The 14,597-nt window shown below is 41.4% G+C and carries 16 protein-coding genes and 1 tRNA gene; 9 read left to right on the forward strand and 8 right to left on the reverse strand.

From position 1 onward, the window contains the following. Positions 1-116 precede the first annotated feature (116 nt). Both NI464_RS03705 and NI464_RS03710 read left to right on the forward strand, forming a co-directional pair. Positions 117-605, forward strand: a complete 489-nt coding sequence (locus NI464_RS03705) for a hypothetical protein (RefSeq protein WP_044109436.1) — start codon at positions 117-119, stop codon at positions 603-605. Positions 606-707: 102 nt separating this feature from the next. Next, positions 708-929 carry a hypothetical protein gene (locus tag NI464_RS03710; RefSeq protein ID WP_253137769.1) on the forward strand — a complete coding sequence of 74 codons (222 nt, stop codon included), beginning with the start codon at positions 708-710 and terminating at the stop codon, positions 927-929. 148 nt (positions 930-1,077) lie between these two features. On the opposite strand, the gene NI464_RS03715 is transcribed toward NI464_RS03710, so the two are convergent. After that, positions 1,078-1,617, reverse strand: coding sequence for a DOMON-like domain-containing protein (locus NI464_RS03715; protein ID WP_044109433.1), 540 nt, complete (start codon positions 1,615-1,617; stop codon positions 1,078-1,080). A gap of 11 nt (positions 1,618-1,628) precedes the next feature. After that, positions 1,629-1,952, reverse strand: coding sequence for a ribosome assembly RNA-binding protein YhbY (gene yhbY / locus NI464_RS03720; RefSeq protein ID WP_004280569.1), 324 nt, complete (start codon positions 1,950-1,952; stop codon positions 1,629-1,631). A 195-nt stretch (positions 1,953-2,147) separates the two neighbouring features. On the opposite strand from yhbY, the gene rlmE reads away from it, so the two are divergent. From rlmE to NI464_RS03745, 5 genes are all read left to right on the forward strand, one after another. After that, positions 2,148-2,798, forward strand: coding sequence for a 23S rRNA (uridine(2552)-2'-O)-methyltransferase RlmE (rlmE, locus tag NI464_RS03725; protein ID WP_253137770.1), 651 nt, complete (start codon positions 2,148-2,150; stop codon positions 2,796-2,798). Between the two features lie 132 nt (positions 2,799-2,930). Next, positions 2,931-4,820, forward strand: a complete 1,890-nt coding sequence (gene ftsH / locus NI464_RS03730) for an ATP-dependent zinc metalloprotease FtsH (RefSeq protein WP_004280565.1) — start codon at positions 2,931-2,933, stop codon at positions 4,818-4,820. Between the two features lie 106 nt (positions 4,821-4,926). Next, positions 4,927-5,541, forward strand: a complete 615-nt coding sequence (locus tag NI464_RS03735) for a GNAT family N-acetyltransferase (RefSeq protein ID WP_005247702.1) — start codon at positions 4,927-4,929, stop codon at positions 5,539-5,541. Positions 5,542-5,619: 78 nt separating this feature from the next. Then, positions 5,620-6,471 (forward strand): dihydropteroate synthase, encoded by an 852-nt coding sequence (gene folP, locus NI464_RS03740; protein ID WP_253137771.1) that lies wholly within the window; start codon positions 5,620-5,622, stop codon positions 6,469-6,471. A 108-nt stretch (positions 6,472-6,579) separates the two neighbouring features. Beyond that, a complete protein-coding gene (locus NI464_RS03745; protein ID WP_071850728.1) occupies positions 6,580-6,894 on the forward strand; it encodes a DUF5713 family protein in 315 nt (104 codons plus the stop codon). A 30-nt stretch (positions 6,895-6,924) separates the two neighbouring features. Here the strand turns inward: NI464_RS03745 and NI464_RS03750 are convergent, their stop codons facing one another. From NI464_RS03750 to NI464_RS03760, 3 genes are all read right to left on the reverse strand, one after another. Continuing rightward, a complete protein-coding gene (locus NI464_RS03750; protein ID WP_253137772.1) occupies positions 6,925-7,611 on the reverse strand; it encodes a hypothetical protein in 687 nt (228 codons plus the stop codon). Positions 7,612-7,702: 91 nt separating this feature from the next. After that, positions 7,703-7,788 (reverse strand) — tRNA-Leu (locus NI464_RS03755). A 170-nt stretch (positions 7,789-7,958) separates the two neighbouring features. Beyond that, positions 7,959-8,687, reverse strand: coding sequence for a hypothetical protein (locus NI464_RS03760; protein WP_253137819.1), 729 nt, complete (start codon positions 8,685-8,687; stop codon positions 7,959-7,961). Positions 8,688-8,861: 174 nt separating this feature from the next. Between NI464_RS03760 and NI464_RS03765 the strand changes: the two genes are divergently transcribed. Further along, a complete protein-coding gene (locus NI464_RS03765; protein ID WP_004280554.1) occupies positions 8,862-9,368 on the forward strand; it encodes a hypothetical protein in 507 nt (168 codons plus the stop codon). A gap of 41 nt (positions 9,369-9,409) precedes the next feature. On the opposite strand, the gene NI464_RS03770 is transcribed toward NI464_RS03765, so the two are convergent. From NI464_RS03770 to NI464_RS03780, 3 genes are all read right to left on the reverse strand, one after another. Beyond that, a complete protein-coding gene (locus NI464_RS03770) occupies positions 9,410-9,688 on the reverse strand; it encodes a hypothetical protein (protein WP_004645748.1) in 279 nt (92 codons plus the stop codon). A gap of 62 nt (positions 9,689-9,750) precedes the next feature. Next, positions 9,751-11,073, reverse strand: coding sequence for a polyamine export protein PaeA (paeA, locus tag NI464_RS03775; protein ID WP_004280552.1), 1,323 nt, complete (start codon positions 11,071-11,073; stop codon positions 9,751-9,753). 127 nt (positions 11,074-11,200) lie between these two features. Continuing rightward, positions 11,201-12,190: a LysR family transcriptional regulator gene (locus NI464_RS03780; protein ID WP_004280551.1), complete on the reverse strand. Its 990-nt coding sequence runs from the start codon at positions 12,188-12,190 to the stop codon at positions 11,201-11,203. 661 nt (positions 12,191-12,851) lie between these two features. Here NI464_RS03780 and NI464_RS03785 point away from each other — a divergent pair. Beyond that, positions 12,852-14,453, forward strand: a complete 1,602-nt coding sequence (locus NI464_RS03785) for an isocitrate lyase (RefSeq protein WP_004280550.1) — start codon at positions 12,852-12,854, stop codon at positions 14,451-14,453. Positions 14,454-14,597 lie beyond the last annotated feature (144 nt).

Below are 14,597 nucleotides of genomic sequence, written 5' to 3' on the forward strand. Positions count from 1 at the left end.
TTTTGTAGGCAATGTGAAAAAATGTAAGCAATTAATAATTGTCAGACAAATCAAATCTTAATTTTTATCAAATCTACTAATATAGCTTAGTCGATATAACAATAGGAACAAGACAAATGGCTACAGCACCTAAATCTACTACATCTAAAAAAATCACTCCGAGCGTGGTAACTGAAACTGCCGAGAAGCTTGAAAAAGTAGCAGTCGAGGCTAAAGATCAGGCAATTGGAACCATCGAGGAAAGTAAGGAAAAGCTTGAAGTTGAAGCCAAGCAGTTAAGCGACACTGTGCAGGAACAATTGCGTCAATTTAAGCAGGAGGTGTTACAGCGTATTGATACTTTGAAGGAGCAGATTTTCGGTTCGCAGAAAGAATTAACTGAACTGAAAAGCTTTATCAAGACAGAATTCAACGCTGTCTTCGAAGACTTATCTAATCTGGGTAAAGAGTTGAAAGAGGATGTCAGTCAGATTTCGACCAAGCATAAGGAACATCTGACCGATACTTTTAAACGTTCTAAGGACAGTACCATTGAAGTACTGAAAAAAGTCAAACCCGTGGTGAAAACAGAGAGCTCGGACAAAAGTCCTGAGCTGAAAAGTTAGGCTGCGCTGAAAGGCCGCTATTTAAAAAGGAGAACAATCAAATGTTCTCCTTTGTCTTTATGCAGCAAAACGGACTCACAATAACAATTAAAGGGGGTCACGATGCAACAGCATTTTGTAGGTGTACTTATTTTACTGATATTGATCATGCTACTGAATCTGGAAAGCGGATTGGGGCGCATACTTTATCTAGGTGTAATCGTATTATGTTTGGGAGTGCTGGGACTGGTGTTTGGGATCATTCTTCTGATGATCATTACTTTTGCTTTTATTCTTTATGCTGCTGTGAAATCTATTCAGGAGCAGCATCATCTACATCATTAAAATATGAACGTTGAAAACAATAAAAAATCTAAAATAATTATACAGAGGATCAATCATTGTTGAGCAATAAACAAAAACGTGAGACTTTAAGTCTCACGTTTTATTCGCCTGTTACACTTTAAATAGCTGATGCACAGCGTCAATCTATTTAAAATACATGCAACCAGTCACGTTTATTATGAAAATCTGCCTGAGGACTACTATGCTGCATGGCATAGTATTGATCACCTTGTGAGGTTTTTAAAACAGCAGATAAACCTAGGAACAAGTTTTCCCATTTCAGTTTATGTGTTGCCATAAAATCAGTCAGATCCACACTGACATTGAGACCATAATGCGTACGTTTGAGCTGGTTCAGCTCAATATCATCCGCAGCTTGGGGGGGCATATCTTCAGGATAACGGTATTCTTCGAATTGATAAGCCTGCCAGGCCTGAGAAGGGGAAAGATTAATCTCACGATAAAAATCTTCGCCCTGAACCCCAATAAAAATTTCAAAGCAGGTCTGTTCCCACAGGAAATCCTGACGGGGATGTGCCGTCACCATATCGGGCCATAAGATGTACTGATTGGGATCACGGATCCAGAAGCCCACATTTAAATTGTATGGGCCTTGCTGTTCGATGGCGGCAACCAGAGAGATGGCCTGAAAACGGCGATCAAATGCGCTAAGCTCGTAACTTGCCATAAGTCCTGTACTTAGTTAGACAAATGAGCGAAACGGACAAGGTTGGACAATTTTTGGTTTTGTTTCGCAGCTTTCTTGTAAAGCAGCGCAATTTTACCAATAGTTTGAACTACTTCGGCACCAGTCGCTTCTGAAATTTCAGCAATCAATGCTGCACGCGCTTCACGATCTTCAGCTACGATTTTTACTTTAATCAGTTCGTGATCGTTTAAAGCACGCGCCAATTCTTCGATGACATTTTCAGTCAGGCCTTTGTCACCCAGCATAACGACCGGGTTTAAAGCATGTCCGATTTGACGTAAACGCTTACGTTCCTGAATAGATAAAGACGCCATGAGAGATAACCTGAATTTTAAAACGGCTTAGTATAGCAAAAGCAAAAAACAAACGCTTTAAATTATCAGGAAATAATCATTTCCAATATCTCTTCATAACGAGCAAAACTCCTAGATTTAGATACACATGTATACTGCAAAATATGTCTTTTTCACGTACAATTAATAATTGGACGTTTTTTTATTTAGAGAGTTATGGCTACACGCATTACCAACCAAAAGTTATCTAAAAGTAGTCGTGATTGGATGAGAGAGCATTTAGACGATCCTTATGTGAAAAAGGCACAAAAGGACGGCTATCGTGCGCGTGCAGCATATAAGCTCTTAGAGATGCAAGAAAAGTACAAAATCATCAAACCTGGCATGACCGTGGTCGACTTGGGTGCAGCTCCCGGGAGTTGGTCACAAATCGCAGGTAAATTGGTCGGCGACAAAGGTTTATTGATTGCATCTGACATTTTACCAATGGATGCATTACCCGATGTGACTTTCTTACAAGGCGACTTTCGCGAAGAAGAAGTCTTCCAGCAATTGTTAGAAATTTTAGATGGCCGTACTGTAGACGTTGTAATTTCAGATATGGCCCCCAATACATCAGGTAATAAGGCTGTAGATCAACCGCGTCAGATTTACTTGTGTGAACTTGCACTGGATTTTGCCAATAAGGTGCTAGGCTCTAAAGGTCAATTTGTGGTAAAAGTTTTCCAAGGCTCAGGTTTTGACGAATTCCGTAAGCAAGTGGTTGATAGTTTTGATGTTCTGAAAACATCTAAACCTCTGGCATCACGTGCTCGTTCCAAGGAAGTTTTCCTGATCGGGCAGGGACGTAAGAAGGCTTTAAAATAAGTCTACTTGCCAAGTCGTTAAAAATTGTGCATTTTGTACGTTTTCAGATAATTGTAAGTTGATTTACAGCTTAAGTATTAAGGTCACCCTGAACAGGGCATGATCAAATTAGATTGGAATGGGAATAAAGCTTTGAGCGATCTTTTTAAGAATGCCGTATTGTGGCTCGTGATACTGGGTGTGCTGGTGTTAATCTTCAGCAACGTCAGTGACCGCAATCAACCGACTACAATGAACTACTCAGAGTTTGTTGCCGCGGTCAATGCTGGCCAAATTAAACAAGTTGTGATTGACGGCGAAAGAATCCGTGGCGAAAAATCGAACGGTTCAGAGTTTGAAAGTATCCGTCCGGCAGTTCAGGATCCTGAACTGATGCCAAGCCTGATTAAAAATAATGTTGTGGTCGAAGGTGAAGCACCACAGCGTCAAGGCTTGCTCATGCAGTTGCTTATTGCAAGTTTCCCTGTACTTTTAATCATTTTGTTATTTATGTTCTTTATGCGCAACATGGGTGGCGGTGCAGGTGGTAAAAACGGCCCAATGAGTTTTGGTAAATCTAAAGCCAAAATGCTGTCTGAAGACCAGATTAAAGTCACTTTCACCGATGTTGCCGGTTGTGACGAAGCCAAGCAAGAAGTCGTTGAAATCGTAGATTTCCTGAAAGATCCAACCAAATTTAAACGTCTGGGTGCGAGTATTCCACGCGGTGTGTTAATGGTCGGTCCTCCAGGTACAGGTAAAACCTTACTTGCCAAAGCCATTGCCGGTGAAGCGAAAGTTCCATTCTTTAGTATTTCAGGTTCTGACTTCGTTGAGATGTTTGTCGGTGTCGGTGCATCCCGTGTTCGTGACATGTTCGAACAGGCGAAACGTCATGCGCCATGTATCATCTTTATTGATGAGATTGATGCAGTCGGTCGTCACCGTGGTTCAGGTACCGGGGGTGGTCACGATGAACGTGAACAGACATTGAACCAGATGCTGGTTGAAATGGACGGCTTTGAAGGTAATGAAGGCATTATCGTGATTGCTGCAACTAACCGTGCAGATGTACTGGATAAAGCACTTCTTCGTCCAGGCCGTTTTGACCGTCAAGTTGTGGTTGGTTTGCCAGACATCAAAGGTCGTGAACAAATCCTGAATGTACATTTGAAAAAATTGCCTTCAGTAACAGGTGTGGATGTTAAGGTTCTTGCACGTGGTACACCGGGCTTCTCGGGTGCGCAATTGGCAAACTTGGTGAATGAAGCTGCTCTGTTTGCTGCACGCCGTAACAAGAACACCGTCGATATGCATGACTTTGAAGATGCAAAAGACAAGCTGTATATGGGTCCTGAGCGTAAATCGATGGTACTTCGTGATGAAGAGCGTCGTGCGACGGCTTATCATGAAGCAGGGCATGCGATTGTTGCTGAAAGCTTGCCAGGTACAGATCCTGTGCATAAGGTGACAATCATGCCACGTGGCTGGGCTTTAGGTGTTACCTGGCAGCTGCCTGAATTTGACCAGACCAGCCATTACAAAGACAAAATGTTGAATGAACTTTCGATTTTGTTTGGTGGCCGTATTGCTGAAGAAGTCTTCATTAACCAGATGTCGACCGGCGCTTCAAATGACTTCGAACGTGCAACCAAAATGGCACGTGCGATGGTGACCAAATATGGTATGTCGGACAAACTCGGTGTCATGGTCTATGAAGAAGATGCACAGCAATCTTTCATGGGCAGTATTGGTAGCCGCAGTATTTCGGAAACCACACAACTAGAAGTCGATCGTGAAATTCGTCGAATTCTAGATGAGCAATATAAAATCGCACGCGATATCTTGGAAAGCAAAAAAGATATTGCCCATGCGATGGTGAAAGCCTTGATGGAATGGGAAACCATTGATCGTGATCAAATCCGTGACATCATGGAAGGTCGTGAGCCTCAGCCACCAAAAGTCTATGTTGCAGATAATCCTGTGATTGATGTAACGCCAGATGATGGTCCGTTGACTCCTCCGCCATTGCCAGCGAACTAAGCTCAATAAAAAAACCACCTTCGGGTGGTTTTTTTATGCTTGTCATTTTTGTCATATCTTTTTGAGTGTTATATTGAGCGATTAAAAATGAATAAGAAAAACAAAAATGAATATGCCTGTTCTGGAATCCAGTGTTTACCAGCTTCGTCTTGAACCGTTGAGCTGGGAACATTTTTCTGATTTAGTGGTTGCATGCGCTGAAGAAAATTTAGGTAAGATTTTATATAATTCGGTGCCTTATCTGCATAACTTAAAAAAATATTTTTCTCAAGCTTTCGAACAACAGGCTCAAGGTGAAAGAATGGTTTTTGCCGTAATTGATTTAAACTCCGGCCAAGCAATTGGAACCACCAGTTATCATGATATTAAAGCGGAAATTCCACGTTTTGAAATTGGTTATACCTGGTATGCCAAGCGCTATCACAGAGCTTATGTAAATCGCGTTTGTAAATATCTTTTGTTAAGACATGCTTTTGAAAATTTAAATGCTCAGGTGGTCGGCTTTCGAACTGATCATTTGAATCTTCCCAGCCAAAAAGCGATTGAGGCATTAGGTGCCAAACGAGATGGCATTATCAGGTGTCATATGCTACGTAAAGATGGACAGACTATTCGAGATAGCTATATCTATAGTATTTTAGAAAGTGAATGGGCAGATGTGAAAGCATTATTACAAACTAAACTGATGCAATATTCCCAAAACAATTACTTCGAAATCTAGGTCCTAGCCTTATTCCACTTTGCTTTATTCAGCGATCCATAAGACAATATCGGGGTTATTTTGAGTGAGTATTGAATCATGCAGCTGATGCCTTTGTTACCACATGTATGGACATTTGGTGATTTAAAATTGGACTTATCCCAGCCGCATGTGATGGGGATTCTCAATGTCACCCCAGACTCTTTTAGTGATGGTGGTCGGCATAATCACAAAGAAGATGCAGTCGCACGTGCGCTTGAAATGATCGCTGAAGGCGCGACCGTGATTGATATTGGCGGTGAATCGACCCGTCCAGGTGCCGCAGTGGTAGAAGTGGAAGAAGAAATTCGCCGCGTAGTGCCTGTGGTGGAAGAACTGGCTAAACATAAGGTCATTCTCTCGATTGATACGTCGCAACCTGAAGTCATACGCGCAGCGGTTCGGGCCGGAGCACATATCTGGAATGATGTCCGTGCTTTGACTCGGCCGAATGCATTGCAGACCGCAGCAGAACTCAATATTCCAGTGATCATCATGCATATGCGCGGTGAGCCGACCACCATGAACAATCTGGATCAATATGAGGATGTTACTGTTGATGTGATTCGCGAGTTATCCCAACGCGTTCAGGATGCCTTGGATGTTGGAGTAAAAGCGGAAAATATCATGATCGATCCAGGCTTTGGTTTCGCTAAAAATGCCCAGCAAAATTTACAGCTGCTGAACGAATTTTATAAACTGACAGAAATGGGCTATCCGATTCTGTCTGCTTTATCTCGTAAACGCTTTATCGGGACAGTGCTAGATGGTGCAGCACCGCAAGAGCGGGCAGTAGGCTCTGCAACAGCACATTTACTGAGTATTCAGCAAGGTGCATGTATGGTACGGGCACATGATGTTAAGGCTACAGCCGATGCGATTAAAGTCTGGCAAGCCATGCAAATGGCTTAGAAAGCGAGGCTGGGAAATCCCTACATTGGCAATGTTGTTTGGCTTTTAAGCAACAATATGCTATATAGGCACGCTTAGATTAGATAGTCATCCTTTAGAGTGCCTGTAATGTTTGCAGATTTACTTCTCCCCATGTTCGATGATGAGTATTATCCCGATATTCTGGTTGCTGAAATCAAGCAGCACATCGAACGTTTTGCCCAAAAAGTCGCTAAATCAGGTTTGTCAGATCAAGAAATTTATCAGCTTGCCAATCTGACTGTGGCTGATATTAATGTCATGAAACCTCAGTTTGAAGATCTGGATTCATCTCTGGATGATACTGCCGCTGATTATATTGCTGAAGCCATGATGATGGTGGTGCAAGAGCATGGTCTGTTTGAGATTGAAATGGAAGAGCTGATTACCAATCGTGAATGGTGATTTAAGAAAACCCTGCAGCTGCAGGGTTTTTTATTGTCTGTTCAAATACTCTTTAAAGCTATTAAAACGAATTGAGCCGAGTAATTGTTGCTCTTCATTCATGCATTGCTGATAAAGGTTTTGGTAATAAGCCTGCAGATTCGATTGACCTTGAATCTGTTGTGGTGTTTTTGATTTGGATTGTTGATAAGCCCAAAAAGCCAGTTGTCGGAGTTTCTGCAACCTGATCTGGTCAATCGCACTACAGGAACTTTTAAATAAAGGTTCCAGGATGACCACCCCAAAGGAAGAAATCGCTAAAATGATCATACTAATGATGACCAGTACATCCGAATGAATCAGATAAAAGTTGAGCAATAAGCTCAGAAAAATTGGAATTTGCAGATAGAGACAGTTTTGCAAACGCTGACTATAGGCTTTGGAACTAAATTGCGCCTGATATTGTGCATGCCAGATATAAGGATAAAGCAGTGCCATCAGCACAATTAAGGTGACATTAAAGGCAATCGTGGCATTCTTGAAAAAATAATATTCCAGAAATACGGAGCTGAGACTACAGGCTACACAGACCAGAAGGGACAGTAAATTAATCGCGATAACAAACTGGATATTTTGCAAGGCATTAAATTTAAAGCGGCTATAACGCAGCTTAAGGAAAAAAGCGTCTGGATGACGTAATTGTAATGTAGCGAGATCAAAGTGTTTTAATTCTGACATGGGGATTTCGCGCTAAAAGAATAAAATTCAGGCACAAAAAAACCAGCCTAATGCTGGATTTTTTATTGCACCATTTTAATAAATATTAAAATGGTGCCCGAGGCCAGACTCGAACTGGCACGCTTTGTGGGCGGGGGATTTTAAATCCCCTGTGTCTACCGATTTCACCACTCGGGCATGTGCGCAATAATAGAGGACGAAATAAAGCTTGGCAAGCAAATTCCGAAATGATTGCTTTCTTTTCAAGCAATTCCGTGGCTTCTATTCTAAAAATCAGCAAATCAACGTTTTTTAAAATTCAATATTTGCAGATCTTTAAGATGGCCAATGAAAAAGGATAGAGAGAACTATGAATTTTCATCCAGATAGCTGTCGACATCTAGATGCTTGATCGTTTTACAATATTGATGCTCATATTTCAGCAGCCGCGTATATAACCCGGCATAGTGATTTAATTGCTGTTTTAGTTCGGCATGCCGAGGATCATGGCTTGAATAAAAACGTAATTTTAGTCGGATCAGACAGGTCTGTTTATAAGCCCAAAAACAGATTTTACGTAATTGTTGTAGCTGATAGTGCTCAGTATTTTTGCTATTTTCCTTGAATAAATTTTCCCGATAAAAGCGCACAAAGCCAAAGCTCACGCCAAAGAAGAATAAGCTCCACATCAGCAAACTGCTTTGTATAAAGACCGGATTTAAGGCTTGCAATAGAATCACAATAGCCATCTTGATCGGAGTATGCCGTAATAACTGATACAGTGAATAAGAAGAATGCTGAATCTGGTGCAGAATCAAGGTGAGACTCAACATCAGGAACAACAAAATGGCCAAAATGGCATAACTTTGCGCCTGAAATTCGCTGATTTGCACAAAAGATTGCTGTACCAGATCTCCTAACATCAAACTGATGGGAACAAAAATCATGGCGGCCAAGACCCAAGGAATTAAGAGCTTGGCTTTATCCCAGATTCCACGGATTTTAATCTGACTGTAAAACAGGTAATTTCCTTTAAATGCAGTCGGATGTTGGCGCTTAAGTTGCTGCAGCAACAAAGTCACTTGCGTAGTGGGCATCATCCAGAGATTAATTTAATATATAGATGAAGCACTATAGTCGATTTTGCGCAAAATCGCAGAAGAAATGCAGTTTCAGGTCGCAGCGCTGTTTTAATCATGAAGATTTTAGTTTTTTAGCCACGAATTATGCGAAAATAGCCGATTCAAGATTTATTTTTTTAAGGACAGTTTATGACTGATCAATCTCCTCAGGCGTTAAGCGACATCGAAATTTTAGACATCCTGCAAAGTATGAAAAAGGATGAGCTAAATACTGAGGCGCAAGCAGCAATTCGTCAGGGTGGTAAAGCTGGTCGTCAGGAAGCGCATAAAGCAGCCTTAGTAGCATTGAATCAGTCATTTGAAGACAAATTTGTCGAAGCCGTATCTTTGGCTTTGGGGCTGAATGCAGCACAAATCAAAAAAATCCGTTATAAAAAAGACCGAATCCGTATTTTAAAAGCGCGCGGTATTGATTATATGGCGATTGATGGCGCTGAAACTGCGCAAGTGCTGTCACAAATTGCCCAAGCAATTGTGCGTGAAGATGCCATTGTCACCCATGACCTGCATAATATTTTCCCATTCTGGAAAGAAGGCTGGCCAATGGTGCAATTCGATAATGCCTACAAAATTTTAGAAGATGATATCCAGATTCACTATCAAGCCGTTCTTGAGGCTTTATTAGCAAAAATCTAAGCTATAACTAGATCTAAAAAAAAGCACCCAAAGGTGCTTTTTTAATCACGATATATCAGTGCAATCAGCCAGCTGATGGGCAGAATAAATAAACGCCACCACGTGATTAATGGCCAATAAAAATACTCTCCAAATCTCAAGGTCGAGTCGAAACCTTGACGGCGACGTTCATGCGGGTAGGGAATAATGAAAACTGTTAAAACCATCAGAATGATGGCTGCGAGTAAAAGCAGGGGATTCTGTTGTTTGGCAAAGAAGAAGTAAAACAAATACAGGGCTGAATAAAAAAACAGACATGCCAATAATGCAGAAATATTCATCACTCACCTTATGATTTTTTTATTAGAATAATTTTTACTATTTCTTAGAAGGAAGAACCAGACTAATCTGATTCTTCTTGAATAACTGAATTGGTTTCGATCAAGCGGGTCACCAGTAACTGGTCAATTTTAAAATGATCGACGTCAACCACTTCAAACTTATAAGCACCAAATATCACTGCATCTGCAGGACGTGGAATCTTGCGTAATTTATACATCATGAAGCCAGCGATGGTTTCATAATTTTCATCATCAGGCATTTCATCAATTTCAAGCGCATGCTTAATATCTTCAATCGGTGTACTGCCTTCAATCAACCAGGAATTATTGTCACGTTTAATAATTTGCTGATCGGCTTCAATAGGCGTCACCCAGTCACCCATCACGGTAATCATAATATCGGATAGGGTAATCACTCCGACTACCAGCGCATATTCATTAATGACGACGGCAAACTTTTCCTTGGTAGAGCGGAAACGGTCCAGAACTTCCGATAAGGTCAAAGTGTCAGGAATGGTCAACACATTACGGATGGTATTTTCATTGAGCTGCAGCAGCGACTGGTTGTTCAGAATACGCACCAGAATGTCTTTGGCATCGACATAGCCAATCACACTGTCAATGTCATTGCTACATACCAGAAACTTGGAGTAGGGATATTCTGCCAGCTTTTGCCGAATACTTTCTTCCGGTTCATTCAAGGTGAAGAACACCACATTTTCACGTGTGGTCATACTCGAAGGCACGTTACGTTCTTCCAGCTCGAATACGTTTTCAATGAAATGGTGTTCCTGTTTCTGGAGCACGCCTGCCTGTGCACCGGCATCCATCACTGCAGAAATATCATCAAAAGTAATATTGTCATCACGAATAGTATTTACTTTAAACAGACGGAACAGCATGTTGGCAATCGCATTGATAAACCAAGCCAAAGGTTTGCAGACTTTAATGAAAATCTGAATTGGCTCGATGACTGAGACTGCGATCTTTTCTGGCGCAATCATGGCCAGACGTTTCGGCATCAGGTCCGCAAATAAAATAAATAATGAAGTGACGACAGTAAAGGAGAGCGCAAAGCTAATATTGTCAGCCCAAGGTCCTTGGTAAAAGCGGGAAACAAAATTATAAATATAAGGGCGGAAGGCACCTTCACCTAAAATACCGCCGAGAATGGCAACTGCATTTAAACCAATTTGAGAGGCTGCAAAGAAGTCCGCAGAATTTTCTTGTAGATCTAAAACTTTTTGAGCGCGATGATCACCCGACTCAGCCAGAATTTTGAGTTTGACTTTACGGGCACCTGCGAGGGCGATTTCAGTTAAAGATAAAAAACCGGCCCCCGTGATGAGTATTAAGATAATCACGATATTTTGTAAGAGGCTCACAAATCCACCTGTGGATGAATAGTATCTTGGGATATTTTTAACACAAAAAAAGACTTGAGGTGTAACAATGACATCTCAAGTCTTCGAAGTATAATCTTAAAAAATAAGAATTTAGAAGATTTTGAGTTTAATAATGTGAAAATTGAGAATTATTGCTCAGGAATTCACGGTTTTCTTCTTCAATCATCTGGCGGGCGACATATAAAATCAGCTGACGTAACCAGCGATGCGCCGGATGATGATGCAATAAAGGACACCATGCCATTTTCAATTCAAATTCAGGAATATAAAACGGCGGATCTTTGAGAATTAAATTGTGATTCTTGGCTTGCAAACGTGCAATGCGTGAAGGCAGTGTTGCGACCAGATCGACATTGGCAGCCAATAATCCCGGCATTTGATAGTGACGGGTAAAGACTGAGATTTTACGTTTCTGGCCAATACGTTCTAAAGCCTGATCGATCCAGCCTAAACCGGCCTGTTTTTCAGGATTTACCCCGAAGCCAACACCCATACCGGTTTTGGAAACCCAGATATGCTGTGCATCCAGGTAACTTTTAAGGTTTAAGTTGCTTGCGGCAGGATGCTTGTTATTTAAAAGGCAAGAAAAGCTGTCACGCCAGACCAAAACCTGATGAAAACTTTGCGGGATTTCATTAAAACGGTTGATTGCCAGATCGACCTTGCCTTGTTCCATGTCACGATATGACACGTCACTTGGCGTCAGGAAGTCTAATACCACGTTCGGTGCTTCTGAACGTAGGGCTTTAACCAGACGTGGAACCAGCGTGGCTTCTGCATAATCCGAGGTCATGATCCGGAAGACACGATTTGAGGTATATGGACGGAACTCGGTACGTGGTTCCAGGATCATCGACAGATCAGCGAGCGCATCCCGAATGCGGGGCTGTAATTCTAAAGCACGTTCGGTCGGAGTCATGCCTTCAGAAGAACGGATCAGGAGGGGATCATTAAATAAATTGCGTAATCGGCGTAAAATATTACTCATGGCAGGCTGGGTAACACCCAATTGTTCTGCTGCACGTGTGACATTTTTTTCGCGAAGAAGTACATCAAGATAAATTAATAGATTGAGATCGACCCGCTCCAGATTCATAAAAGAAATACCGAAAATAAATACAAGAAATTATGATGATTATGCCATAATTGCCGGGCCTTGTGTAAAGCGCCGATGAAAAAAGCCATGTGCTCACTGATAAAGTTTACAGAATTAACACAGGCTTAAGCTCCATTATTTCGAGTGTACATAAGAAAAAAGATGTACGTTAAATGGATCATCATTTAGCCTTTTTTATAGATTGGGATGAAAACCATATTTTCGGTTTAAAAGAACATGAGAAAGGCTGTTCTTGTATTCAAGATTTGAGTGAAAAGTAAACTAAATCAAGAATTCCTTAAGTTGAATAAATCATCAAAGATCAGCATTTTTTAAAAATAAAAGGACATAAAACCCATATCCAGACTTAAGTCTAATGAATTATTTTTAAGCAACATGCGGAAATTTTATCCATTTTTATTTTTAAATAAATTTATATGAAACAGTATCTTAATATAATTTATCGAGATTGTACTAAGACTTTGATCTACTCATTTTTTAAATAAATACTGAAGATTCTTGCAGACTATTGGATTAATTTTCATAAGCCCACTAATCTTTAGCTATCCCAACGGATCGTCGAAAATCTGAACAAGTCATTGAGGGTGTGATTTGAGCGGTTCGTTGCAGAAAAATCCTAATATTATTACAGGAATATATCATGACTACATACCAAACAGCGATTGATGCAATCCGCGAATTAAAAGCGAAATTCGGTAACACTTGGGCAGACATCAGTCCTGAAGATGCTGCGCGTATGCAACTTCAAAACCGTTTCAAAACTGGTTTAGACATTGCGAAATATACAGCGGCAATTATGCGTCGTGATATGGCTGCTTATGATGCAGACTCTAGCAAATACACTCAATCACTAGGTTGCTGGCACGGTTTCATCGCGCAACAAAAAATGATTGCGAACAAAAAATACTTCGGTACAACTGAACGTCGCTACATCTACCTTTCTGGTTGGATGGTTGCAGCGCTTCGTTCAGAATTCGGTCCACTTCCTGACCAATCAATGCACGAAAAAACTTCTGTTCCTGCATTGATCGAAGAAATCTACACTTTCTTACGTCAAGCTGACGCGAAAGAATTAAACGACTTGTTCCGTGCCCTTAAAAAAGCACAAGAAGCGGGCGACACTGCTAAAGCAGCTGAAATCACTTCACAAATCGACAACTTCCAAACTCACGTTGTGCCAATTATTGCGGACATCGACGCTGGTTTCGGTAACGAAGAAGCGACTTACCTTCTTGCTAAGAAAATGATCGAAGCGGGTGCTTGTGCACTACAAATCGAAAACCAGGTTTCTGACGCGAAACAATGTGGTCACCAAGCTGGTAAAGTAACAGTTCCACACGAAGACTTCATCGCGAAAATCCACGCTCTTCGCTATGCATTCCTAGAAATGGGTCTTGATGACGGTATCATCGTTGCACGTACTGACTCTGAAGGCGCTGACTTGACTCAAAAAATCCCAGTGGTTAAAGAGCCAGGCGACATCGCTTCTCAATACATCAGCTACTTAGACACAACTGAAATCGACATTTCAGAAGCTCAAGAAGACGAAATCCTGATCAAGCGTGATGGTAAACTTCACCGTCCTAAACGTCTTGCTTCTGGTCTATACCAGTTCCGTGAAGGCACTCAAATCGACCGCGTTGTACTTGACTGTGTAACTAGCCTACAAAACGGTGCTGACCTTCTTTGGATCGAAACTGCGACTCCAAACGTTGCTGAAATTGCTCACATGGTTAACCGTGTACGTGAAACAGTTCCAAATGCGAAACTTGTTTATAACAACTCGCCTTCGTTCAACTGGACTTTAAACTTCCGTCAACAAGCGTATGACCGTTGGGTTGCTGAAGGTAAAGACGTTTCTGCTTACGACCGTGCTAAGTTAATGAGCGCTGAGTACGATGCAACTGAACTGGCTGCTGAAGCTGACGAAAAAGTTCGTACATTCCAAGCTGATGCTGCTCGTGAAGCGGGTGTGTTCCATCACTTGATCACACTTCCGACTTACCACACAGCTGCGCTTTCTACTCATGAGCTTGCTCAAGGTTACTTCGGTACTGAAGGTATGTTGGCTTATGTTGCTGGCGTACAACGTAAAGAAATCCGCGGCGGTATCGCATGTGTTAAACACCAAGCAATGGCTGGTTCTGACATCGGTGATGACCACAAAGAAATCTTCGCTGGTGACAATGCATTGAAAGCTGGTGATGATTCTAAAAACACAATGAACCAGTTCAGCGCTTAATCCGCTTAATTGATTCACCAAAAAACCCTGCATCTGCAGGGTTTTTTGTTTGGAAAAATGCTATTAATAAATAGGGAAGAGCAATCTCAAGAACGTGCTCAAGAGGGATAATCCATAATTTCTCCATGATTGGTTTTTATCGCA

The sequence above is a fragment of the Acinetobacter lwoffii genome (assembly GCF_024129685.1).
Taxonomy (GTDB): domain Bacteria; phylum Pseudomonadota; class Gammaproteobacteria; order Pseudomonadales; family Moraxellaceae; genus Acinetobacter; species Acinetobacter lwoffii_X.